This window comes from Marinobacter denitrificans (genome assembly GCF_008795955.1).
Lineage (GTDB): Bacteria > Pseudomonadota > Gammaproteobacteria > Pseudomonadales > Oleiphilaceae > Marinobacter > Marinobacter denitrificans.
The window spans coordinates 408997-429722 of the sequence record NZ_VMHN01000001.1 but is presented as its reverse complement, the minus strand read 5'-3'; the positions used below and the strand labels follow the sequence as shown (position 1 = coordinate 429722).

Genomic DNA, 20726 nt, shown 5'->3' with positions numbered 1-20726 from the left:
TTAGTGCTCGCCCTGCATCATCTGGGGCATCTCCGGCGTTGCGGTTGCTGCCTTCTTTCTCCACGAACCCATTTTCCGGCTGATAACCTGTACGGCCTGTCTTGCAGCTGCACGGGTGTATTGGCGCCTGACCTCAGTACTGTTGTGGAGGATACTGGATGGCATGGGGTGTACGGTTGCGATATGTGCTTGAGTCATAGCGCCTTCCTCCTTGTCTGGTGGGTTAAAAAAATATTGGTTAGCTGACTATGTAAAGAACTATACGCCTTCTTTTTTGCAGTTCAAATACGTTAAACTCCGTACTCATGTTGCAAATATGCAGTAGCTATGGACTGGGATTATCTTCGATATATACACGCGCTGGCAATAGGGGGAACCCTCGCCAAAGCCGGTGAAATACTGGGTGTGCACCAGACCACGGTGCTCCGTCGTCTGGACCAGATGGAAGAACAGATGGGCGTTCAGTTTTTTGAGCGCAACCGCGACGGGCTTCAGCTTACCCCTGTGGGTGAAACCGCTTTTCGGGCAGCTGAAAGACTGACCGGCGATATGGAAAACCTTGAGCGTCAGCTCGTTGGACAGGATTCGGCACCCGTGGGCAAAGTCAGGCTTGCCGCCACCGACACCATGGTCAATGCGCTGATCAGCCCGATGATTGCCGAGCTGGTCCGGGAGTACCCGGATATCGAGCTGGAAGTGCTCACCGATAACGATGTGCTCAACCTGAGCCACCGCGAGGCTGACCTCACATTGCGGCCGGTCAACAAACCCCAGGCCACTCTGGAAGGTGAGCGTATCGGTACCATCGAGTCAGCTATATATGGGGCGGCGAAGTACTGTAAGCGCAATCCTCACATGGATCTGGAGAATGCCCCGGAGCAGCAACTCTGGATTCTGCCGGATGAGAGTTTCAGCCACCTGGCAACCGGGCGCTGGTATCGCAAACACCTGAAGAACGCCTCCTCTATTATCCGCTGCAACAGCCTCCAGGCCATGCACGCCCTGGCGCGGGCCGGTGCCGGCCTTGCAGCTCTGCCCTGTTACCTGGGTGACAGCGCCCGGGAACTGAAGCGGCTATCTCCTCCCCTGGAGGGTGAGGGTGTGGACCTCTGGCTGATGGTTAACCAGGAAACCCAGCAGATGGCACGAGTGCGCATCGTGATGGAGTTTCTGACTGCGAGGTTGGCAAAGCTCTCGCCGAAAGTGGAGGGGGAGGTGGCCTGACCGGCATTTCTACCAGTCTCCGCAAAACGGCCAGAACTGATAGAAGCGCCAGCACTGGAACTCTTTCTCGCAGCTCTGGAGTTGGCGGTGGTACCGAAAGGCGCGGGTTTGCACCCTGTCTGCCAGCGACATCACCGCCGGCTTCGCCAGGTAGCTTTGCCGCTGGTACCCGGTTCTGCCCTCATGGTAGGCAAGATAGAGCTTCTCCGGGCTGGTAAGAGGAATGCCCACCTCCTGGTTGGTCAGGTGGTTATACCAGCCCACAAAGTCCAGCGCGTGTTTCATGTTGGTACGCACCACCGATAATCCGTCGCCGTTTGCCTCCAGATACTCGCCCCAGGCCGGGTCGAGGGCCTGGGCGTAGCCGTACGCGGATGTTGGCCGTGTCCAGGGAATGAATCCGAACAACTGGCTGCGGGGCGGCCGGGCATGACTGCGGAACGACGACTCGTAATAGACGAATGCCAGTTGTGTGGCAATAGGTGTGCCCCAGCGCTCTTTCGAGCGGCTGGCGTAGTCATACCAGACCGGATGTTCCCGGAAAATCTCACAGACGTTCTCGGTATTTGCTGGTGGGTCGGGTTCCAGCAGGCTGAACCGCTGGGTCGCCACAATGGCGATGACCAGGCCCAGTGAGGGAAGTCCGTACCAGCGAAGCCGCGACTTCCAGATTTTCAGTCGGTTACGGCGTTTCTTCATGGGCAGTTCAGGGCTCTCATACTCCACACTACAAAATGGTCATCAAACACCGGCGCTGTTTGCTTGCAGGGGGCGCCGGCGCCATGGCATAACAAACGCCCGATCTCACAGGATATTAGGTTCATGCGCGCACTATCCCAAGTTAAACCGGCATTACTTTTTCTTTTGCTGGCATGTACTTCCGCCACTGCCAGCCCTCTGGCCGACTCTGTGCTCCGGGCCTCGCCGGTGGATGCGATTGTCGCCCAGTATCCGGCGATGATGAGTCAGGGTGTCCGTGACGGCCTGAAGCAGAGCGGACGCGTAGAGCCCTTCGTCGCGAACACCATCAGCAGTATTGTCAGCAATGCGTTCAGTGTTGCAGAGATTCGCGCCCAGGTGATCGAAGACCTGGATCAGGGCATGAGCGATCAGCAGCTGAATTCGGTGCTTGAGTGGTACGAAACGCCGCTGGCCGAGAAGATCACTCAGGCAGAGATTGCGGCATCCAGGCCGTCAGTCTGGAAAGAAGTTGAGGCCGAAGCTACGCAGTTACAGAAAGAATTCAAGGGCAGCGAACGGGCGGAGTTGTTTGATCGCTTTGACAGGGCAGCCCGGGCCACCGAAAGCGCCGTGGACACCACCGTTGCCGTCCAGCTGGGCCTGGCCTCGGCCATGGCCGCCTTCAATGGCAGCAAGGGGCCTACCTTTGAGCAACTGCAGCAGAAAATCGAAAGCCAGAGGAGCATGTTGCGGGGCATGGTCGCCCAACAGGTCTATGCCGGATATCTCTATACCTATCAGGATCTGACCACGTCCGAGCTGAAAGACTATATCGGTTTTCTCGAGAGTGACGCCGGTTCAGCGTTCACTCGAGTGGCCACCAACAGCATCCAGCGTTCAATTACCGAGCCGGTGGAATCGGTAGGCAGTCAGTTGGCGCGTTTCTTCAATCCGGAATGATATTCGTCAGGGTTTGAAAACCAGCCGGTTTGGGTCCAGTCTCCAGTAGTAACCTTTCCTCCGCCCCGGAGACGACCCGATGGACTTTAACGCTTACCAGAAAACCCTGACCAGAGAACTCAGGGGGCGGGAATGCCCCTTCCCCCAGGCTGAATACGACCGCCGTCTGGATGCCCTCAGGGCCAGAATGGCGGCGGATGGCGTGGGGGCATTGTTGCTGACAGACCCATCTGACCTCTTCTACCTGACCGGTTACAGTACGTTTGAGGTTTCCGTTCATGTGGCCCTGGTCGTGACAGCCGGGTCCATGACACTTCAGGTGCCCTCGATTGAAACGGGCCCCGCGATGATTACCACAAGGGTTGATAACGTGCTTGGCTACCGCTGGGAGGGAATCGGCGACGTGCTCGACCCGCTGGCTCAGGCTCTGGGTGGTCATGGAACAACCGTGGGTATCGATTACTGGCATGGTTCACTACGCCAGGGTGTGGTTGAAGGCCTGAAACAACGGCTGCCGGATACCCGTTTTGTGGATGCATCCGGCATGCTCAAGAGTCTGCGTATCGTGAAGTCTCCGGCAGAAATTGATTATCTCAGACAAAGCGCCCGCATTACGGGGCAGGGTATCGAAGCCGCTGCAGCGGCCATCCGGCCCGGCATGACTGATAACGATATCGCTGCCGTGGGCGCCCAGGCCCTGTTGGCCGGGGGTAGCGAGTTCATGAGTATGCAGCCCATCGTGACCGTGGGACAGCGAAGCAGCGTGATTCATACCAACCATAAACGTTGCACGGTACAGGAGGGCGACGCGGTATTTCTCGAGTTCGGTGCGGTCTGGCAGCGCTACACAGCGCCGATGATGCGTACCGTGGTGGCCGGTCAGCCCTCAGCCCGGATGCGCACCGTGTTCGATGGCTGCCGCCGTGTGGTGGAAGCCCTGCAGGCTGCCATGGTACCCGGCCGGACCTTTGATTCTGCCGCCAGGGCCGCGGAGCAAGCCCTGGCACCTTTGGCGGACGAGGTTTTCTTCTCCGGGGTTTTTGGTTACACCGTAGGCGCACAATTTCCCCCGTCCTGGGTGGAAGGCTCCGGTTTTATTGCACGCGGGGAATCTGTGGAGTTCCGGCAAGGCATGGTGTTTCACCTGCCTGTTTGTCTGCGTATTCCGGGGCTGTGGGGCATTGGTTGCAGTGATACCGTTCTGGTCGGCGAGAGCGGGGCGGAACCGCTCACGTCCAACCCATGGCGGCTGGACTGAGCTGGCAGGTCATCGGCCTGGATTATTGCTTGATACCTGGGGCCTGGAATCGAAATAGGTCTTGTAGCGACCATCGGCCCTGAACGTCTTCAGGCCTCGGTTGAAGATCGTCCGGAGCTTTTCTGTGTCCGGTTCATCTTTCGGAAACAGCAAAAAGCTCTGGTTTTCAGAAACGGGCTCGGGGTGGTGGGTAATCTGTCGAGCCTCTTCCTGGTCTGTTTCCCGTCGAAGAATATAGTAGCCAACGTTGATCTCTTCGGGGAAGGCGTCAATACGGCCGAACAGCAGTCTACGAAAGTTGAGCTCCGTGGACGCCACCCATTCCACGTCCAGAACCCCATTTTCCGCTGCCCTGTCGAACTTTGGCCCATAGCTGTAGCCGATGCTGCCCCCAAGCCGCAGACCCGAAAGGTCTTCCATGCGGTTCCACTGTATGGGGGCGTTCTTGCGGTAAAATAGCACAAAGCGTTCGTTCATCACCGGGTCGCTGTAGACGAAGTCCTGCTCCCGGTCGGCGGCATACATCCAGATGGCGGTAGCATCGTGTTTGCCGGCGGCTGCTTCGCGGTAGGCCCGCTTCCAGGGCAGGAAGTTGAACTCCACCTCATAACCTGCTTCTGCAAAGATGTCTCTGACCAGGCGGGCAACACTTCCTTCCCCAGGCTCGTTTGCCACAAAAAAGGGAGGCCAGTCACCAACGCTGATACTCAGTTGCCGGTCATCATGGCCCAGCGCCAGGGTCGAAAACAGAATAATAAGCGCGGCCATCTGCGCTTTGAGAAACTTCATGTCACCGCCCACAGCCAAAAATGCTGTTTAATGGATCATGGGGTACGTTACGAAGAGTACGTCCATTAAGACTAGCCCATGTACACGAATGCGTCATTTCAGCCTGAGATCACGCAGATAAACGGTTTTGGGTGACGGTAAGCCAGTTGTGAACAGCTTCAGGCGTCTTACCTCGCGCATATTCATGGCGCGGGTCGCCGGAGCATTCTTGATCCGGTCAAGGTCCAGCTGGAAGGTATTCGGGCCGGGAGACAGGGTCAGGCGGGTGTTGAACCGGTCGCTGTAATCGTTGTCGCCCTGATCGTGTTGGATATCGTTGATTCGCAGGGTGATGTGCACAGGCTGGTCCTGTGGGTTGTCCAGCGACATCACCAGTTGCCCATAACCCTGCCAGTCGCTCGGAAAATTGTGCAGGGTTGCGCCGGAATAATGGGCGGTCGATAGCGATAGTCTGAGCCCATTTTGCGGGCCTGCTACGTCAGCGGCGGCGATCGCTCCGCTCCAGAAGGGGGACGGGTCTGACTGGCTGAAATCGTAGAGTTCCGGTAACAACTGGCTGACCCTGTACTGCTGAAGGGCGACAGCGGCGGTGGCGCCAGTTTCGGCAACCAGAAGTGCTGCAATTGCAATCCGTAGCGACCAGGTGCCCAGCCCTGAGCGACTGGGCTCTGTTACTCCGGGGCTGATCAGAAGTATGATCCACAGGCCGAGCAGGTTACGGAACAGGTCCTGCCCGTCCATCTGCCGGCTGGTACCGTATTGCAGCAGTTCTATGCCCAGCCCGACCAGGAGTACTGCCAGGGTTGCGAGCCCCCAGAGCTTCCAGCCGGTCCAGAACCGCCAGGGTTGAATCGCAAGGGTCAGCAGGGCAAAGAACAGGATGTGTCCGAGATTCCAGGCGGACTTGTACAGTGGGCCGTCGGTCCACCCCGGGCCGCCAATGAAGAAAAAGGGAGCTATCAGAACGATGCCCGCCAAGGCCAGATACTGCCATATCCGGGCCTTGCGAGCGGGTAGGTCAAGTGCCAGGTTTATACCCATCAGCTCCGGCTGGTGACTTCCAGCAGGTGATAGCCGAACTGCGTCTTGACCGGGCCGAGAACCTTGTTCACTTCACCGCTGAATACCACCTTGTCGAACTCCGGAACCATCTGGCCGGGGCCGAAAGAACCCAGGTCGCCACCGTTGCGGCCGGAGGGGCAGGATGAGTGCTGCTTTGCCACTTCCGCAAAATCCTGGCCGCCTTCGATGGCCTGCTTCAGTTCTTCGCACTTTGCTTCGCTGTCCACGAGGATGTGGCGTGCTGTTGCCTGTGTCATGGTGTCGGTTTCCTTGGTTGGAGTGATAAAGAATAATAGAACGTGTGTTGGCATTGCCGAGGTTGGAATGCTGCCCGCCCCGGGGCGCTTAGGCAAGTGCTTTTTATCCGTGTTTTTGCTGTCTCACGGTTCTGGCTGCAAACCTGTACAATGCCCGTTTTTCTTGACCGGCTTTTAACCGGTATTCACTGTTGATAGGTCTCTTCTTGATTTCCACCGCGAACATTACCATGCAGTTCGGGGCCAAGCCCCTGTTTGAAAACGTATCGGTCAAATTCGGCAATGGCAACCGCTATGGCCTGATCGGCGCCAACGGCTGTGGCAAGTCCACGTTTATGAAAATTCTCGGGGGTGATCTGGACCCCTCTGCTGGCCAGGTCATGGTGGACCAGAATCAGCGCCTGGGCAAATTGCGCCAGGACCAGTTCGCCTACGAGGACTGCACGGTTCTGGATACGGTCATCATGGGCCACGAGGAGCTATGGCGGGTAAAAGCCGAGCGGGATCGCATCTATTCGCTGGCGGAGATGAGCGAAGAAGACGGCATGGCCGTGGCGGATCTGGAAGTTCAGTTTGCAGAGATGGACGGCTACACGGCGGAAGCCCGTGCCGGTGAATTGCTGCTGGGCCTGGACATCCCCCTCGAGCAGCACGATGGCCCGATGAGCGCCATCGCGCCGGGGTGGAAGTTGCGCGTTCTGCTGGCCCAGGCTCTTTTTTCCGACCCCGACATCCTGCTGCTGGACGAGCCCACCAACCACCTCGATATCAATACCATTCGCTGGCTGGAAAGCATTCTGGTAGCCCGGAACAGCACCATGATCATCATTTCCCACGATCGCCATTTCCTGAACAGTGTTTGCACACACATGGCGGACCTGGATTATGGGGAACTGAGACTCTTCCCGGGCAATTACGATGAGTACATGACCGCCGCCACACAGGCCCGAGAGCGCATGTTGTCGGATAACGCCAAGAAAAAGGCCCAGATTGCCGAGTTGCAGCAGTTTGTCAGCCGTTTCTCCGCCAACGCCTCCAAGGCCAAGCAGGCCACCTCCCGGGCACGCCAGATCGACAAGATCCAGCTTGAGGAGGTAAAACCCTCCAGCCGTGTGAGCCCGTTTATCCGCTTTGAACAGACCAAGAAATTGCATCGCCAGGCGGTCACCCTGAAGGATGTGACCAAAGGGTTTGATGGCGAAAACCTGTTCGACAAGCTCAATCTGCAGATCGAGGCGGGGGAGCGGGTAGCCATCATCGGCCCCAACGGTATTGGCAAGACCACACTGATGCAGTGCATGGCTGGTGCCATGACACCTGACAGCGGTGACGTGAAGTGGACCGACAGTGCCCAGGTTGGCTATTACGCACAGGACCACACCGCCGATTTCGATGAGGACATGAACCTCACCGACTGGATGTCGCAATGGACCACTGGTGGCGAACAGCTGGTGCGTGGCACGCTCGGCCGCATGCTGTTTTCCGGAGATGATATCGGCAAGTCAGTCAAGGTGATTTCCGGGGGGGAGCAGGGCCGCATGCTGTTCGGCAAGCTGATCCTTGAGAAGCCCAATGTCATGCTGATGGACGAGCCCACCAACCATCTGGACATGGAGTCCATTGAGGCCCTCAACCTGGCCCTGGAGAACTATCCGGGCACGCTGGTATTCGTCAGTCATGACCGGGAGTTTGTATCGTCGCTGGCCACGCGCATCATCGAGCTGAAAGCCGATGGCATCACCGACTTCAGCGGCAGTTACGACGACTACCTGCGCAGCCAGGGTTATCTCTGATCTTACTGGTCCAGCCGGGCCAGCAGGTCGTTGATGGCGCCGGCGAACTGCACCGGTGAGTCTTCCTGCAGGAAGTGCCCGCCGGTCAGGGTGATGTGGGGCTGCCCGTTGGCCCCGGGAATCCTTTCCTGCATGTAGCGGTCGCCACCCCGGGTAATGGGATCACCGTTGCTGAATGTGGTCAGAAAAGGTTTGTCCCACTGCTCCAATACCCTCCATGCCGCCCGATTTGGCTCGCTGGCTGGATCATCGGGCTTCACCGGTACCAGTTTGGGGAATGCGCGGGCACCGGCCTTGTATTTTTTGCCGGGGAAGGGCGCATCGTAGGCGCGGCACTCATCCGGACCAAGCGTGCGGAAGCTACCGGTGTTGATGATACGGGCAATGGGAAACCATGGGCTGTAGAGGGCGAAGTTCTTCCATAGCTGGAAGGCCTTCGGCACCGGCTGGTCGCCGGTTGGCAGCATGCCGTTGCCCACGACGATGGCCCTGAACCGGTCCGGGTTTTCCGCGGCAAGGCGAAGGCCCAGCAGCGACCCCCAGTCCTGGCAGACCAGGGTAATATCCTGCAGGTCAGTCTGGTCCAGGAACGACTGCATCCACGCCATGTGGCTCTGATAGCTGTAGGCGTTTATATCTGTCGGCTTGTCCGACTTGCCGAAACCGATCAGGTCCGGCGCAATCACCCGGTGGCCGGCCGCTGCGCAAATCGGGATCATGTGGCGGTAAAGATAGGACCACGATGGCTCGCCATGCATCATCAATACGGGCCTGGCGTCGGAGGGCCCTTCGTCGACATAATGCATGCGCAGGCCATCGACTTCCACATAGTGCGGGTCGAACGGGTAGTCCAGCAGTCGTTCGAATCGTTTTTCAGGCGTTCTCACAACGTCCATTTCCGGTCTCCGGTATTGGTAAGGGAATTATTGTAAGCTTGCTCAACATATCATGACTCGTCTCCGGCGTGTCCGTCCTTTTTCTCAGAACGTGGGAGTCTTCACGTGGAGCAGAATTCGATTATTGATGCTACCCGCCGATGGGTGTCTGAAGTGGTAGTTGGTCTGAATCTGTGCCCTTTCGCGCGCAGGGAGCTGGTGAAGGATCGGGTTCTTTTCAGGGTGACGGACGCCGGCTCGGAAGAGGCGCTCCTGACCGAGCTGCAGAACGAACTGTTGTATCTGGAGGAACATCCAGACGTTGAAACAACGCTGTTGGTGCATCCCTGTGTATTGCAGGATTTTATGGTTTACAACGACTTTCTTGCCGCAACGGACGGGCTTCTGGTACAGCTTGAACTGGAGGGCATCTACCAGATTGCCAGTTTTCATCCCGATTACCAGTTCGGCGGTACTGAACCGGAGGACGCGGAAAATTACACCAATCGATCTCCCTACCCGATGCTGCACCTGCTGCGGGAGGAAAGCCTTGAGCGGGCCATCGCCGGATACCCGAACGCGGAACTCATACCCGGGCAAAACATTGAATTGATGAATCGCCTGGGCGCAGATGAGATGCGCCGCAGGCTATCCGGAGAGGCAGTGATCACTCTACCCGGGTCAGAGTGACGTCAATGTTGCCTCGGGTGGCGTTAGAGTAGGGGCACACCTTGTGGGCTTCATCGATCAGCTGCTGTGCCTGGGCATCGTCCATGCCGGGCAATGAAATTTTCAGTTCCACCTCGATCCCGAAACCACCGGGAATCTGTCCAATTCCAACCACACCCTCAATGGATGCGTCTTCCGGCATGGGCAGCTTATCCCGCCCCGCCACAAATTTCATGGCGCCGATAAAGCAAGCGGAATAGCCCGCTGCAAAGAGCTGCTCCGGGTTGGTGCCCTTGCCACCTGCGCCCCCGAGTTCTTTCGGTGTGGTCAGTTCAACGTCCAGGATGCCGTCCGAGGAAATGGCCCGACCGTCACGGCCGCCGGTGGCTTCTGCTGAAGCGCGATAAACAACCTGTTCAATAGACATGATCGTGGTTCTCCTTGCTGATGTATTTCGAAGCATCAGATCTGATGCTCCATAGCCCTAATGATTGCACACAATTGTGTTGTGCACAATGTAAGTGAATAAAAAGTATTTCAACGTAAGATGGTTTTCTTGCTGTCAGCATTGGCAAGACAATATTTGCTCCCTAAAGTAGAGAGGTTTTCAAAGAGGTGCGAAACGGATGGCTGCAGTTCCACAGTCCACTAAAGGCATAACCATGCCGTCCAGCGATCACCCTCTTGCGCTGAATACTCCGCAAGAGGCTGGTGCCATGCTGGCGGAGTTCATTTATCGCCACCCCGGCCTGATGATTCTCACTGGCGCCGGTGTCAGTACCGATTCCGGCATCCCTGACTACCGGGATGGTGAAGGTGCCTGGAAGCGCAAGCAGCCGGTCCAGCACAAAGATTTCATGACGAGCATGGAAGTCCGCCAGAGGTATTGGGGCCGGAGCCTGATTGGCTGGCCGGTCATGCGTAATGCCATGCCAAATGTTGCCCATCACCATGTGGCTGAACTGGAATTGCGCAACCACAGCCGGCTTGTTGTTACGCAGAATGTGGATCGCCTCCATCAACGCGCCGGTAGTCGCTCAGTAACGGATTTGCACGGCAGGGCAGACGAAGTGGTCTGTATGAGCTGTGGATCCCGGTACAAGCGCGATGAGATTCACCAGCGCTGTAATGAGATGAATCCGGGATTTGAACACTACACCGCAAATGCCGCACCGGATGGCGATGCGGATCTTGACATGAACTTCTCGCAGTTCCGTGTTGCTGACTGCACCTGTTGCGGGGGGGTTCTGAAACCGGATGTGGTGTTTTTCGGGGACTATGTGCCCAGAGAACGGGTGTACTCTGCACTGGACACATTGAAGGCCAGCGATGGCCTGCTGGTGATCGGGTCCTCGCTGATGGTCTATTCCGGTTTTCGTTTCTGTCGCTATGCCCAGGAATGGGGCAAGCCCATGGCCACGCTGAACCTGGGGCGTACCCGGGCGGATTCTCTGGTGGATCTGAAGCTGAACGCCGACATCGGCGCTACGCTGGCCATAGCTCTTGACCAGCTCTGACAAGAGCGGTTTGCTCGCGCTTCGGCATTTACCTATACGCATATGGTGCCGGTTTCATTAGCTTGCTTAGATGAACGCCAGTACATATCCTTACCGGTTACAACCTGACAAGGTCCGCGTCGAGTTTTTCAGGTTACTTCCCATCTCGTTATTCGTGGTGGCGTTCGGTGCTGCCTTCGGATTGGCGGCGACGCAGAAAGGTCTTGAGCCGCTGCAGGCCATTCTCATGAGTGCCACGGTGTTTGCTGGCGCCTCGCAGTTTGCCGCCGTGGATATGTGGGGCAGTGAAGTTTCCCTGATTCCGTTGATTGCGGTGGTGTTTGCCATCAATTCCCGCCATCTGCTGATGGGTGCCTCGCTGTATCCCATGCTAAGGGACCTGCCTCCAGGGCGCCGATACGGTCTGCTGCTGCTCCTTACCGATGCCAACTGGGCGGTTTCTGCCCAGGAATACCAGAGTGGCAGGCGCAACCTGGAAGTCATTCTTGGTGGCGGCCTTGTCCTCTGGCTGGCATGGATCGTTGGAACCTGGCTCGGCGTGTACTTCGGCGGGTTGCTACAGGATCCCAAGTCCCTTGGCCTGGATATGGTTCTTGGCTGCTTCCTCCTCGCCATGGCTCTCGGCGGCAGCAAGTCACCACGAACACTGGTGGCATGGACAGTTGCCGCGGTGTCATCACTGGCCGCCTGGAAATGGCTGCCCCCCAACACCCATGTGGTCGTCGGGGCTTTGGCTGGGGGCGCTATCGGATTCTTCTGGCTGGAAAAGAAACCCGACAGCGAAAATGAAGACGGCGGTGAAGAGGTGGGCTCAACATGACAGTCGAAACCACCACCGCCGGTATTCTTGCCCTGATTGCCGTCATGACGCTGGTCACCCTGGTGACCCGCTTCGGTGGCGCCTTCCTCATGTCCTTCGTGACCATCAACCCACGAATTGAAAGCTTTATCAATACGATGGCCAGCTCAGTGCTGATCGCCATTATTGTGCCCATGGCGTTCAGCGGTGACGCTGGCTCGTTGGCGGCTCTGGTAGTTACGGCGGTTATTATGCTGGCTACCAAAAAGCCGTTGCCGGCAATTGCAGCAGGGATTGCAGTAGCTGGACTGGTCCGTTATGCAGGAGTCACGGGACTATAAGGCCCACCACTGATCAGGTCGGGGCAGGGACGGTCTCCCAAAAATGTGCGGAGCCATGGATGGCGGAGCCCAAGCGTACAGGGACGTATTCAAAGCGTTTTTTGGGAGACCGTCCCTGCCCCGGCCGTCTCGGAAACAACGGGCTCGGATTCTTGCACGGCCTCCTCAGCCATAGGATTGGTGTTGCGCAATGCCAACTCCCCAATGCCCGGCAGCTTGATACCAAGTCCCATGGGATTGACCCCCAGGGAAAGTCCCAGGATGTTCAGCTCAAGGCCTTCGCGAACCCCCGCCAGAAGTCCGAAATAGCCCCCCAGAGATACCTGGTATCCGGCTCCGCCGGGCACCTCGGAAACAAAACCGTTGCCCAGGTAATCCTTACCGATGGCATGATTTGGCAAAGCAACATCCATCTCCGGGATCTGGCGGATCACCCAGGCCACGAAGGTGTTGCTGTTAGGCCCGGGCCAAGCCTTATATTCCGTGGGGTAGGGGTACTCTGCGATCACGTCATCAAGCTGTTCAATAATCCGCTCCGCCTGCTTTCCGCGAATATCCGCGATCAACTCTGGTGGGGCGCCGTACCAGGCCCGGTCCGGGTCGTCGGGCCTGGACTGGACCACATAGTGGCGCCAACCTGTCACCTCATGCACATAGTAGCGACCGGCCCCGGCCTCTTTCGTACTGATCCAGGTGTGTAATGAAAAATAACCCCGCCAGTTATAGGCCCGTGCACCATACACCTGAACCACGGCACCGCTTTCCTGGTCAGGGCTTGGGGCGATACCCGCACTGGAGCGATCGGCTGTTCGCCAGCTACCGGCATCCTGAAAGCCCGCGCAGGCGGCCAGGAGGAGCGGACCTGCCAATAGCAGGGCGAGTGTCAGGGTAATGCCGATAAAGCAGCGCTTGATTCTTCTCATTGGAGTCCGGAGCAAGTGTGGGATCTTCAGTGTACGACACAGGAAGTGTCAGAGTTCAGTTGTTCCTTAAAGTTCCTTCACAAATAAGCCCCGGCTGTTTGCTGGTTCCAGTTTACTGGTATAGGCTGAAATCACAGGCATTCAAATGATTTGCCTGACTATATCCAACCTTAAAACAGGAGGTGCTATGTCCGACCATCATGTTTACAAGAAGGTGGAAGTCGTTGGTTCTTCGACGAAAAGCATCGAGGATGCCATCGAAAATGCGATCGCCGAATGCAGCAAGAACCTTCGGAACATAGAGTGGTTTGAAGTGCAGGAAACTCGCGGCCATGTTGTTGATGGTAAAGTCGGACATTATCAGGTCGTCCTGAAAATAGGCTTCCGCATCGAGGGAAGCTGACCTGTGCTGAGACAACCGCCGCTTGTCAGAGAGAGTGACCTGCCACTGATGGTGGACCTGTATGAACTGGCAATGGCCCAGGCGTACTGGACCGAGGGCATGAATGGCACGGCGGTGTTCAGTCTGTTCTTTCGGGACCTCCCGGAAAACCGGAACTTCGTTCTTGCCTGCGGACAGCGGAGCGTTGTGTCTGTCATCGAGTCCCTCTGCTTTACGGATGACCACATTGAGCGTCTGGCATCCCTTAACCGGTTTCAGCCCGGGTTTCTGGACTGGCTGAGAGACTTCCGCTTCAGCGGCTCGGTTCATGCGGTTGCGGAGGGCACTCCGCTGTTTCCCCAGGAACCCCTGTTGGAAATCGAAGGCCCGATCGCTGAGGTTCAGCTACTGGAAAGCCTGGTGATGAACTACGTGCATCTCGAGTCATTGCTGGCTTCCAAGGCCGTGCGGCTGACATTCGCGGCCAAGGGCCGGCCGGTGATCGACTTTGGTATGCGCAGAACCCATGGGCTGGATGCCGCGCACCGGGCTGTAAGAGCCTATCGTCTGGCCGGGCTGACGGGGACCAGTAATGTCCTGGCTGGCCTGGATTTCAATATGCCCGTTTATGGCACCATGGCCCACAGTTTTGTCCAGGCGTGTGCGGGCGAACTCGATGCCTTCAGGGTGTACGCGGATCTCTATCCGGGTACAACGCTGCTGGTTGATACCTACGATACACGCTCCGCTGTGAAGCGAATCATCAATTGGTTGAAGGACGATCCGAACGTGAGCATTGGCGGTATCCGTCTGGATTCCGGCGACCTTGCGACGGAAGCCACGGACTGCCGCAAAATGCTGGATGAGGCCGGTCTGACGGATATAAAGATAATGGCCAGCGGTGGTCTGGATGAATACAGGATTGCGGAACTTCTTTCTGCTGGTGCCCCCATTGACGGTTTCGGCGTCGGTACAGCAATTGGGGTCTCGAATGATGAGCCAGCACTGGAACTTGCATTCAAGCTGACCGAGTATGCCAGCCTTCCGCGTATGAAAAATTCACCAGGTAAACAGTCGTTCCCTGGGCCGAAACAGATATACCGGCGTCTGGGACCGGACGGCTGTATTGTTCAGGACGTTGTAAGTGGCAGGGATGAGGTGTATGACGGCACCCCGTTATTGAAGCCAGTGATGAAGCAAGGGCGAATGCTTGAAGGTGCCATGGAATCGCTGGATGACCAGGTGGTCAGTGCCAGCGAGGCAATCGACACCCTGCCCGCGAGGATTCGCTCCCTGGCGCCCATCAGTGAAGTGCCCGTCGTAATCAGTGACTTTCTCAGGGCTTTGCAGCGGGATACTCTGGAAAGGGTCAGGCGGGCCTGAAAAGGCCTCAGCCGAAGCTTATCGAAGCATCCTCTGCCTGATATGGGAAACCAGCTGGTCCAGCATTTCCTTGGACTGGCCATCATAGAGCATGCGGAATTTCTCTTTCTGTACGGCCCTTTCGTGATTGGAGCTTGAGGACAGGGAGTCTTTACGCAAATCCATGTACTGGCATGCGGCCAGGTGTGCTTTTATATGGTTATCAATCAACTGGGTGATCAATTCGTCAATGTCGGCGTGGCAGAAGGGCCGTACCCGATTCAGTGTGCTGCGGGCGGTCAGCGCTGCGTTTCGTGCCTCTAGCCGAAGCTCGCCCGTCTGATCGTCAGCTTCTACAGCCCGGAGAAACATGCCAAGTTTGTCGTGCAGTGACCAGATCAATGGCCAGATTGCTTCGTAAGCGGCCTTCTCAGAAGAGAATCGCTCAGTGGCAGTAGTGTCGTGACCACCGGAGCCACCGGAGGGTTTGGAGCCATTGAAATGCGACACCCGCAGCTCATCCATATCCGTCCACAGGCTGTCTACCCGCAGTTTTATCGAGTCAACGCGGTCAGCCAGCTTGCGCCTGGCTGTGGTGTTGGAGAAAACTGAAATGATGGCAACAATCAGCGCTGCAACAGCGACCAGGAGAATGACGTGATTGCCGCTGAAAAAATCTAAAACGTTGTCCGGTTCCATATGGCTGCGCGCTCCGTAAAATGTCAGGTATAACTTGAGGTCTGCTACTGATTCGGCTCGACGTGCCTGAAAGGCAGGGCCTCCAGAGCATCCTCGGCGTAGGCCATTACTTGCTCCGCTTCTTCCCGGGTAAATCTGGCAATGGCCTCACGGAAACCCGGGTGAAGTACGCCGTGCCAGGAATGGGTTATAACAGGCTCAAACCCCCGAATCAGTTTGTGGTCTCCCTGGGCGCCGGCGTCGAAACAGGTCAGTGCCTGCCGGATGGCCAGCTCGATCCCCTGATAATAACAGGTTTCAAAATGCAGATGGCTGAATTCCTCGAGGCAGCCCCAGTACCGGCCGTAGAGGGTCTCTCCACCGCTCAGGAACAGGGCCCCCGCAATCATTTGTTCATCCTTGACCGCCATAATAATGTGGAGCTGCTCTGGTTGTCTTTCCTTCAATTGCTGAAAGAATTCTTTGTTCAAATACGGCCGCTGCCCCCGCTTGAGATAGGTCGCCTGATAGAACACAAAGAATGCCGAAAGAACATGATCGGGCATCTCCTGGCCTGAAAAATGCCGGAAGGTAATGCCCTGTTCCGCGACCATTCTTCGTTCCTTACGGATGGCTTTACGTTTTCGCGATGTCAGCCTCGCGAGGAAATCGTCAAACGTCCGATAACCCCGGTTATACCAGTGGAACTGGCAGCCGACCCGGTGAAGTGCGCCCGGCATAGCCAGTAATTCCTGGTCCCGGGTGTCCGGGAAAAGCAGATGCCATGAATGGGCGTCAAGGCCCCCGGTGATTGCGTCCAGCTCCTGATGAATGCGATCTGGAGTCATCCATCGGCGCAACTCCTCGGAAAACAGAAGTCTCGGCCCCTGGCAAGGGGTAAACGGAACGGCAATCAACAATTTGGGATAGTAACCCATGCCATAGCGTTGATAGGCTTCGGCCCAGGCCCAGTCAAAAACATACTCTCCCATTGAGTGGGTTTTCAGGTACGCCGGTATCACGCCTGCAAGTTTGTCATTCAGATACACCATCAGATGAGACGGGCTCCACCCCGTGGCAGCGGTGGTGCTTCCGGACTCTTCCAGAGCCAGCAGAAAGTCATGGCGGAGAAACGGTATGTCACTGCCTGCGAACCGGTTCCAGTCGTCCGGGGAGATCTCGCGAATTGATCGGGTTGCCTGGATGGTCAGTTCGGGGCTACCGGTTTCCGTCATAGTCTGGAGCGCTCATGAGTTTACCCGCTACCATACGTTACAACCGCGTCTCGGATCATTGATTGAGGGTTAAATTTCTGTTGGTTTGTTGACGTATCGGAAGACACCAGCAGCATGTAAAGGTTATGCAAAGAAAAATGATACAAAACAGGCTCCTTGCAGTGTCGTGGTAGACTGCTGCCAGTAACAACGGAGGATTGCCATGCAGAACCGGGTGTTGTTGGTGGAAGACGACGAGGAACTGCGGGAGCTCTTGTCCCGCTATCTGGCCAATCAGGGGTTCACGGTGCGTGAGGCCTCGAATGGTCAGGATGGGCTGTCTCTGGCCATGGGGCAGCACTGTGACATCGTCGTGCTGGATATTATGCTGCCGGACATCAGTGGGCTGGAAGTGTTACGGCAGTTGCGGGCAAAAACCCACCTGCCGGTGGTGCTGCTGACCGCCCGCGGCGATGAGACGGACCGCATCGTCGGGTTCGAGGTTGGCGCAGACGACTACATTCCCAAACCCTGTAATCCCCGTGAACTTATCGCCCGGCTCCAGGCGCTGCTGAGGCGGGTGGCGTGGGATCAGCAGGTCGGGCTGGATGAGTCCAGAACCTATGGTGATGTGAGGGTGGAACCCGTACACCGGCGGATCTATCAGGACGATGAAGCGCTGGACCTTACCGCCACGGAGTACGAGGTGTTACAGGTATTGCTGGCCCATGCCGGTAGCGTGGTGAGAAAGACGGACCTGATGCAGTGGGCTCTGGGGCGTCGTCTTGAGGCTTATGATCGCACACTGGATATGCATATCAGCAACCTGCGAAAGAAACTGGGCAATGATGATCCACCACGAATTGAAACAGTGAGAGGGCTCGGGTATAGCTACCGGGTGCCAACGTGAGCCGGGGGCTGAGATTCCCGCTGTTCTGGCGGATATTCATTTCCATCTGGCTTGCCATGGCTCTGACCATGATTGTCGGCAACCTGGTGACCTACACCCTGAAAGACCGGGAAAGGCAGGCCATCGAGCGCCAGGCAGGTTTGCAGGAGCTTGCGGCCGAGGCGCTGGCGGTGCGTGAAAACCAGGGCCGGGGCGACGCCTGGCGTTTCCTGAAAGAGCGTGGCAGCGAACTGGATCTGCACTTGTTCCTCATTGAGGCCGGGAACGATGACGGCAGCCTGCCGGAATCCATTCGGGAACGCATGGAGTCTGTCGGCTGGTATCAGCAGCGGCCGGCTGTTATTGAGGTGGCTGATGGCTACCGGCTTGTTGCCTGGCCACGTCTGAACGGAGACGCATGGCTGAGCCCCCGGGTGTTTCAGTGGCTGGAGCTTGCTTTGGCTTTTGTCATCATAACCCTGGCTTGCGTATGGGTAGCGCGGCTGGTGTCGCGCCCCCTGAAGCATATGGAATCAACGGCACGGGCCATTGCCGGTGGCGATAATACCTTACGTGTGAGCGAAGGCATTGCCCGCCGTCGGGATGAAGTGGGCGCCCTGGCGACGGCGTTTAATGCCATGACCGAGCAGCTGTGCAATCTGTTGGATCGCCAGACCCATTTGCTGCGGGATATCTCCCATGACCTGCGCACGCCGCTTACGCGACAGCGGATTGCCATTGAGCTGGCCAGCGAGAGTGGGGCGGATGAGGATCTGATGGCCTCAATCCTGCGCCAGAACGAGCGACTGGAAGCGATGACATCCCAGATACTGACCCTGTATCGGGTATCCGAGCAGGGCGCCGACATTCAGCGTGACGGCGTTCAGCCGGTCAGGGTCATCAACGATGTGCTCAAGGATGCAGCCGATTATGCAGAACACCGGGGCGTTGACTGCCTGCTGACCATCAGCCCGGATTGCCGGCATGCTTCTGTGCTCGGGGAGCCGGGGCTGCTGCAGCGCGCGTTCGACAATGTTCTGCAGAATGCACTGGATCACACTCCTCCGGGCAGGAAAGTACATGTCGCCATGCATTCGCAGCACCAGCAACTGGTGTTGGAGATTCGCGACGAGGGACCCGGAGTACCGGATGAAGTATTGCCCCATTTGTTCGAGCCTTTCTACCGCGCTGACAAATCCCGTGGTGGCAAGGGCTGGGGCCTTGGTCTTGCCATTGCCCGGGATATCGTGGCCATTCACGATGGCCAGATAGAAGCCTTCAACGCCGATCCCGGCGGTCTGGTGGTCGTGCTGCGGCTTCCCATCTTCACCGGAGCGAACTGAGAAGCCCATGTCCAGGGATTATCCAGTACCGGCAGGTTTTCTGGAGCGGGAAACCGAAGTAAAAAAGAGCCGCTTTATAGCGCGGGTTGTACCGGTCACCTCCCGCGATGAGGTCAAGGCCTGGCTGGAGCAGGCCCATAAGGACCACCCTGATGCCCGCCATATCTGTTGGGCCTATCAGATCGGCCGACCCGGTGCGGCTGCCGAGGCCGCCATGAATGATGACGGTGAGCCCTCGGGAACCGCAGGAAAGCCCATCCTCAGTGTGATACAGCACAAGGATATGGGCGATGTTCTGGTGCTGGTCATCCGGTACTTCGGTGGGATCAAACTGGGAGCCGGAGGCCTTGTCAGAGCCTATGCCGCCGCCACCGAGGCTGTGCTGTCTGCAGTGGGCCGCGTGATCCAGCAACCGTTATCGCGGGTGACCGTTACCATGAGCTTCGCCGATGAACAGCCGCTCCGGCACTGGTGCGAGCTGAACCAGGCCCAGGTTGAACGGGTCGACTACAGTGCCCGGGTGACAGCGGAAATCACCATGCCCGTCGACCGGGACAGTGACCTCTGCGCATTTTGTGACGCCCGCGGACTGGATTACAGTTTTGAAAGCTAGGGAACGTTTACCGAAACTCCGCGCGTCTACTGTGCGTATACTGAACACAGACAATACGAAGAAGGGCAGATGTAATCATGAGAGTTATCCTTGTTTCCTTGTTGATGTTGGCTTTGGCCGGGTGCGCCAGCAACGTTGTGACGGATTATGACTCCGGCGCAGTTTTCGGCAATTACGCGTCCTGGGCTTTTGCCCCAAAGGCTGAGGGTGAGAGTTTCACGTCCCTCGACGGTGGTCGCATCGAAACCGCGGTTGAGCGGGAACTCAACCGCAAGTCCATGCGCAAGGTTGAGCAAAACGAAGCAGACCTGCTCGTCGCCTGGCAGATTGTTGAAGAAGAACGGCTCGAGCGCAGTGGCGTTGGCCTTGGCTTTGGTTTCGGTAGTGGCAACTTTGGCTGGGGGCTTTCCTCAGCGCCACCGATCCGGGAAATAGAGGAAGGCAAGCTTGTTGTTGAGCTGGTTGATACCGGCACCGACCGCGTAGTATGGCGAGCCGCCAGTCGCCGTTACCTCAATGAAAACCAGTCGTCAGAGTCACGGCGCGAGTTGATCGATGAAATCGTCGCAGACATGTTTGAAAAGTACCCCCCGGGAGTGTGAACGCTCTGGCCGGGTATGGTAGTGAATAAGAGGACGTTATGAAAAACCGTTCCGGAGGACTGGTGTTCTCCACTGAGCAGGGGCGCATGTGCCCCGGTTGCCGGCAGCCGGTTGATGATTGTATCTGCGGGGTACCCTCTCGCCCTGCTGGTGACGGGGTTGTACGCGTCAGCCGGGAAACCAAAGGCCGCAAGGGTAAAGGGGTTACCCTTGTTACCGGTATTCCTCTCGACGAAAAAGAACTGAAGGCTTTCGCCAAGATACTCAAGGCCAAATGCGGAACAGGTGGCACCGTCAAGGAAGGGGTGGTGGAGATTCAGGGCGACCAGCGGGATGTTCTGGTGCCCCTGTTAAAGGAGAAAGGCTGGGAGGTGAAAAAAGCCGGTGGCTGAACGCTGCCCTCCCGCGATAGTGGCGAATGGTCTGACACGCAATCTGTTGTTCCAGCCGTTACAATAGTGAGCTTATTCAGGCGCGGGCCGGGGGAGGGAAGTG

25 protein-coding genes are annotated in these 20726 nt (G+C 57.3%); 15 read left to right on the top strand and 10 right to left on the bottom strand.

Annotated elements, in window-relative coordinates; translation table 11 throughout:
- Positions 1–198 (bottom strand): hypothetical protein, encoded by a 198-nt coding sequence (locus FO268_RS01955; RefSeq protein WP_150988835.1) that lies wholly within the window; start codon positions 196–198, stop codon positions 1–3.
- A gap of 129 nt (positions 199–327) precedes the next feature.
- Between FO268_RS01955 and FO268_RS01950 the strand changes: the two genes are divergently transcribed.
- The gene (locus FO268_RS01950; protein WP_150988832.1) at positions 328–1224 is read left to right on the top strand and encodes a LysR family transcriptional regulator; all 897 of its coding nucleotides are present in this window, start codon (positions 328–330) and stop codon (positions 1222–1224) included.
- Positions 1225–1233: 9 nt separating this feature from the next.
- On the opposite strand, the gene FO268_RS01945 is transcribed toward FO268_RS01950, so the two are convergent.
- Positions 1234–1923 carry a transglycosylase SLT domain-containing protein gene (locus FO268_RS01945; RefSeq protein WP_150988830.1) on the bottom strand — a complete coding sequence of 230 codons (690 nt, stop codon included), beginning with the start codon at positions 1921–1923 and terminating at the stop codon, positions 1234–1236.
- A 123-nt stretch (positions 1924–2046) separates the two neighbouring features.
- On the opposite strand from FO268_RS01945, the gene FO268_RS01940 reads away from it, so the two are divergent.
- Together FO268_RS01940 and FO268_RS01935 are read left to right on the top strand one after the other, a co-directional pair.
- Positions 2047–2865: a DUF2059 domain-containing protein gene (locus tag FO268_RS01940; RefSeq protein WP_150988827.1), complete on the top strand. Its 819-nt coding sequence runs from the start codon at positions 2047–2049 to the stop codon at positions 2863–2865.
- 79 nt (positions 2866–2944) lie between these two features.
- Positions 2945–4123 (top strand): M24 family metallopeptidase, encoded by a 1179-nt coding sequence (locus tag FO268_RS01935; RefSeq protein ID WP_150988823.1) that lies wholly within the window; start codon positions 2945–2947, stop codon positions 4121–4123.
- A 9-nt stretch (positions 4124–4132) separates the two neighbouring features.
- Here FO268_RS01935 and FO268_RS01930 read toward each other — a convergent pair whose 3' ends face one another.
- The 3 genes from FO268_RS01930 to FO268_RS01920 all read right to left on the bottom strand — a co-directional run bounded on the left by FO268_RS01930 (position 4133) and on the right by FO268_RS01920 (position 6231).
- Entirely contained in the window at positions 4133–4912 is a 780-nt protein-coding gene (locus FO268_RS01930; RefSeq protein WP_150988820.1) for a substrate-binding periplasmic protein, read from the bottom strand.
- A gap of 93 nt (positions 4913–5005) precedes the next feature.
- Positions 5006–5953, bottom strand: coding sequence for a succinyl-CoA synthetase subunit beta (locus FO268_RS01925; protein ID WP_150988817.1), 948 nt, complete (start codon positions 5951–5953; stop codon positions 5006–5008).
- Complete coding sequence (locus FO268_RS01920; protein WP_150988814.1) at positions 5953–6231, bottom strand: peptidylprolyl isomerase; 279 nt, start codon at positions 6229–6231, stop codon at positions 5953–5955. The genes FO268_RS01925 and FO268_RS01920 overlap by 1 nt, the downstream gene beginning before the upstream one ends.
- A gap of 206 nt (positions 6232–6437) precedes the next feature.
- Between FO268_RS01920 and FO268_RS01915 the strand changes: the two genes are divergently transcribed.
- Entirely contained in the window at positions 6438–8024 is a 1587-nt protein-coding gene (locus tag FO268_RS01915) for an ABC-F family ATPase (RefSeq protein ID WP_150988811.1), read from the top strand.
- Between the two features lie 2 nt (positions 8025–8026).
- Here the strand turns inward: FO268_RS01915 and FO268_RS01910 are convergent, their stop codons facing one another.
- Positions 8027–8920, bottom strand: a complete 894-nt coding sequence (locus FO268_RS01910) for a haloalkane dehalogenase (protein ID WP_150988808.1) — start codon at positions 8918–8920, stop codon at positions 8027–8029.
- Positions 8921–9025: 105 nt separating this feature from the next.
- Here FO268_RS01910 and FO268_RS01905 point away from each other — a divergent pair, with 105 nt between their 5' ends.
- Positions 9026–9589: a DUF1415 domain-containing protein gene (locus tag FO268_RS01905; protein WP_150988805.1), complete on the top strand. Its 564-nt coding sequence runs from the start codon at positions 9026–9028 to the stop codon at positions 9587–9589.
- Here FO268_RS01905 and FO268_RS01900 read toward each other — a convergent pair.
- Positions 9567–9995 (bottom strand): organic hydroperoxide resistance protein, encoded by a 429-nt coding sequence (locus tag FO268_RS01900; RefSeq protein WP_150988802.1) that lies wholly within the window; start codon positions 9993–9995, stop codon positions 9567–9569. The two genes, FO268_RS01905 and FO268_RS01900, sit on opposite strands and share 23 nt — an antisense overlap.
- A 235-nt stretch (positions 9996–10230) precedes the next feature.
- On the opposite strand from FO268_RS01900, the gene FO268_RS01895 reads away from it, so the two are divergent.
- The 3 genes from FO268_RS01895 (at position 10231) to FO268_RS01885 (ending at position 12225) form a co-directional block, all read left to right on the top strand.
- A complete protein-coding gene (locus tag FO268_RS01895) occupies positions 10231–11085 on the top strand; it encodes an NAD-dependent protein deacetylase (protein WP_191966910.1) in 855 nt (284 codons plus the stop codon).
- Positions 11086–11155: 70 nt separating this feature from the next.
- Positions 11156–11905: an AzlC family ABC transporter permease gene (locus FO268_RS01890; protein WP_150988796.1), complete on the top strand. Its 750-nt coding sequence runs from the start codon at positions 11156–11158 to the stop codon at positions 11903–11905.
- Complete coding sequence (locus FO268_RS01885) at positions 11902–12225, top strand: AzlD family protein (RefSeq protein ID WP_150988793.1); 324 nt, start codon at positions 11902–11904, stop codon at positions 12223–12225. Before FO268_RS01890 ends, FO268_RS01885 begins: the two co-directional genes overlap by 4 nt.
- 89 nt (positions 12226–12314) lie before the next feature.
- On the opposite strand, the gene FO268_RS01880 is transcribed toward FO268_RS01885, so the two are convergent.
- Entirely contained in the window at positions 12315–13148 is an 834-nt protein-coding gene (locus FO268_RS01880) for a DUF3750 domain-containing protein (RefSeq protein ID WP_150988790.1), read from the bottom strand.
- A gap of 187 nt (positions 13149–13335) precedes the next feature.
- Between FO268_RS01880 and FO268_RS01875 the strand changes: the two genes are divergently transcribed.
- Together FO268_RS01875 and FO268_RS01870 are read left to right on the top strand one after the other, a co-directional pair.
- Positions 13336–13551, top strand: a complete 216-nt coding sequence (locus FO268_RS01875) for a dodecin (RefSeq protein ID WP_150988787.1) — start codon at positions 13336–13338, stop codon at positions 13549–13551.
- Between the two features lie 3 nt (positions 13552–13554).
- Entirely contained in the window at positions 13555–14913 is a 1359-nt protein-coding gene (locus FO268_RS01870) for a nicotinate phosphoribosyltransferase (RefSeq protein WP_225316478.1), read from the top strand.
- An 18-nt stretch (positions 14914–14931) separates the two neighbouring features.
- Here the strand turns inward: FO268_RS01870 and FO268_RS01865 are convergent, their stop codons facing one another.
- Complete coding sequence (locus tag FO268_RS01865) at positions 14932–15591, bottom strand: hypothetical protein (RefSeq protein ID WP_150988784.1); 660 nt, start codon at positions 15589–15591, stop codon at positions 14932–14934.
- Positions 15592–15635: 44 nt separating this feature from the next.
- Positions 15636–16805: a GNAT family N-acetyltransferase gene (locus FO268_RS01860; RefSeq protein ID WP_150988781.1), complete on the bottom strand. Its 1170-nt coding sequence runs from the start codon at positions 16803–16805 to the stop codon at positions 15636–15638.
- A 202-nt stretch (positions 16806–17007) separates the two neighbouring features.
- Between FO268_RS01860 and FO268_RS01855 the strand changes: the two genes are divergently transcribed.
- From FO268_RS01855 to FO268_RS01835, 5 genes are all read left to right on the top strand, one after another.
- Positions 17008–17694, top strand: a complete 687-nt coding sequence (locus FO268_RS01855) for a response regulator transcription factor (RefSeq protein WP_150988778.1) — start codon at positions 17008–17010, stop codon at positions 17692–17694.
- Positions 17691–19016 carry a sensor histidine kinase gene (locus FO268_RS01850; protein WP_225316477.1) on the top strand — a complete coding sequence of 442 codons (1326 nt, stop codon included), beginning with the start codon at positions 17691–17693 and terminating at the stop codon, positions 19014–19016. Before FO268_RS01855 ends, FO268_RS01850 begins: the two co-directional genes overlap by 4 nt.
- 7 nt (positions 19017–19023) lie before the next feature.
- The gene (locus FO268_RS01845; protein WP_150988775.1) at positions 19024–19629 is read left to right on the top strand and encodes a YigZ family protein; all 606 of its coding nucleotides are present in this window, start codon (positions 19024–19026) and stop codon (positions 19627–19629) included.
- Between the two features lie 77 nt (positions 19630–19706).
- Positions 19707–20231 carry a DUF4136 domain-containing protein gene (locus FO268_RS01840; RefSeq protein WP_150988772.1) on the top strand — a complete coding sequence of 175 codons (525 nt, stop codon included), beginning with the start codon at positions 19707–19709 and terminating at the stop codon, positions 20229–20231.
- Between the two features lie 38 nt (positions 20232–20269).
- The gene (locus tag FO268_RS01835; protein ID WP_150988769.1) at positions 20270–20623 is read left to right on the top strand and encodes a translation initiation factor Sui1; all 354 of its coding nucleotides are present in this window, start codon (positions 20270–20272) and stop codon (positions 20621–20623) included.
- Positions 20624–20726 lie beyond the last annotated feature (103 nt).

Excerpts from the sequence above, each read along its gene's own strand:
- FO268_RS01955 (WP_150988835.1), bottom strand. The coding sequence starts at position 198 with ATGACTCAAGCACATATCGCAACCGTACACCCCATGCCATCCAGTATC.
- FO268_RS01950 (WP_150988832.1), top strand. The coding sequence starts at position 328 with ATGGACTGGGATTATCTTCGATATATACACGCGCTGGCAATAGGGGGA.
- FO268_RS01945 (WP_150988830.1), bottom strand. The coding sequence starts at position 1,923 with ATGAAGAAACGCCGTAACCGACTGAAAATCTGGAAGTCGCGGCTTCGC.
- FO268_RS01940 (WP_150988827.1), top strand. The coding sequence starts at position 2,047 with ATGCGCGCACTATCCCAAGTTAAACCGGCATTACTTTTTCTTTTGCTG.
- FO268_RS01935 (WP_150988823.1), top strand. The coding sequence starts at position 2,945 with ATGGACTTTAACGCTTACCAGAAAACCCTGACCAGAGAACTCAGGGGG.
- FO268_RS01930 (WP_150988820.1), bottom strand. The coding sequence starts at position 4,912 with ATGAAGTTTCTCAAAGCGCAGATGGCCGCGCTTATTATTCTGTTTTCG.
- FO268_RS01925 (WP_150988817.1), bottom strand. The coding sequence starts at position 5,953 with ATGGGTATAAACCTGGCACTTGACCTACCCGCTCGCAAGGCCCGGATA.
- FO268_RS01920 (WP_150988814.1), bottom strand. The coding sequence starts at position 6,231 with ATGACACAGGCAACAGCACGCCACATCCTCGTGGACAGCGAAGCAAAG.
- FO268_RS01910 (WP_150988808.1), bottom strand. The coding sequence starts at position 8,920 with ATGGACGTTGTGAGAACGCCTGAAAAACGATTCGAACGACTGCTGGAC.
- FO268_RS01900 (WP_150988802.1), bottom strand. The coding sequence starts at position 9,995 with ATGTCTATTGAACAGGTTGTTTATCGCGCTTCAGCAGAAGCCACCGGC.
- FO268_RS01895 (WP_191966910.1), top strand. The coding sequence starts at position 10,231 with ATGCCGTCCAGCGATCACCCTCTTGCGCTGAATACTCCGCAAGAGGCT.
- FO268_RS01890 (WP_150988796.1), top strand. The coding sequence starts at position 11,156 with ATGAACGCCAGTACATATCCTTACCGGTTACAACCTGACAAGGTCCGC.
- FO268_RS01885 (WP_150988793.1), top strand. The coding sequence starts at position 11,902 with ATGACAGTCGAAACCACCACCGCCGGTATTCTTGCCCTGATTGCCGTC.
- FO268_RS01880 (WP_150988790.1), bottom strand. The coding sequence starts at position 13,148 with ATGAGAAGAATCAAGCGCTGCTTTATCGGCATTACCCTGACACTCGCC.
- FO268_RS01875 (WP_150988787.1), top strand. The coding sequence starts at position 13,336 with ATGTCCGACCATCATGTTTACAAGAAGGTGGAAGTCGTTGGTTCTTCG.
- FO268_RS01865 (WP_150988784.1), bottom strand. The coding sequence starts at position 15,591 with ATGGAACCGGACAACGTTTTAGATTTTTTCAGCGGCAATCACGTCATT.
- FO268_RS01860 (WP_150988781.1), bottom strand. The coding sequence starts at position 16,805 with ATGACGGAAACCGGTAGCCCCGAACTGACCATCCAGGCAACCCGATCA.
- FO268_RS01855 (WP_150988778.1), top strand. The coding sequence starts at position 17,008 with ATGCAGAACCGGGTGTTGTTGGTGGAAGACGACGAGGAACTGCGGGAG.
- FO268_RS01845 (WP_150988775.1), top strand. The coding sequence starts at position 19,024 with ATGTCCAGGGATTATCCAGTACCGGCAGGTTTTCTGGAGCGGGAAACC.
- FO268_RS01840 (WP_150988772.1), top strand. The coding sequence starts at position 19,707 with ATGAGAGTTATCCTTGTTTCCTTGTTGATGTTGGCTTTGGCCGGGTGC.
- FO268_RS01835 (WP_150988769.1), top strand. The coding sequence starts at position 20,270 with ATGAAAAACCGTTCCGGAGGACTGGTGTTCTCCACTGAGCAGGGGCGC.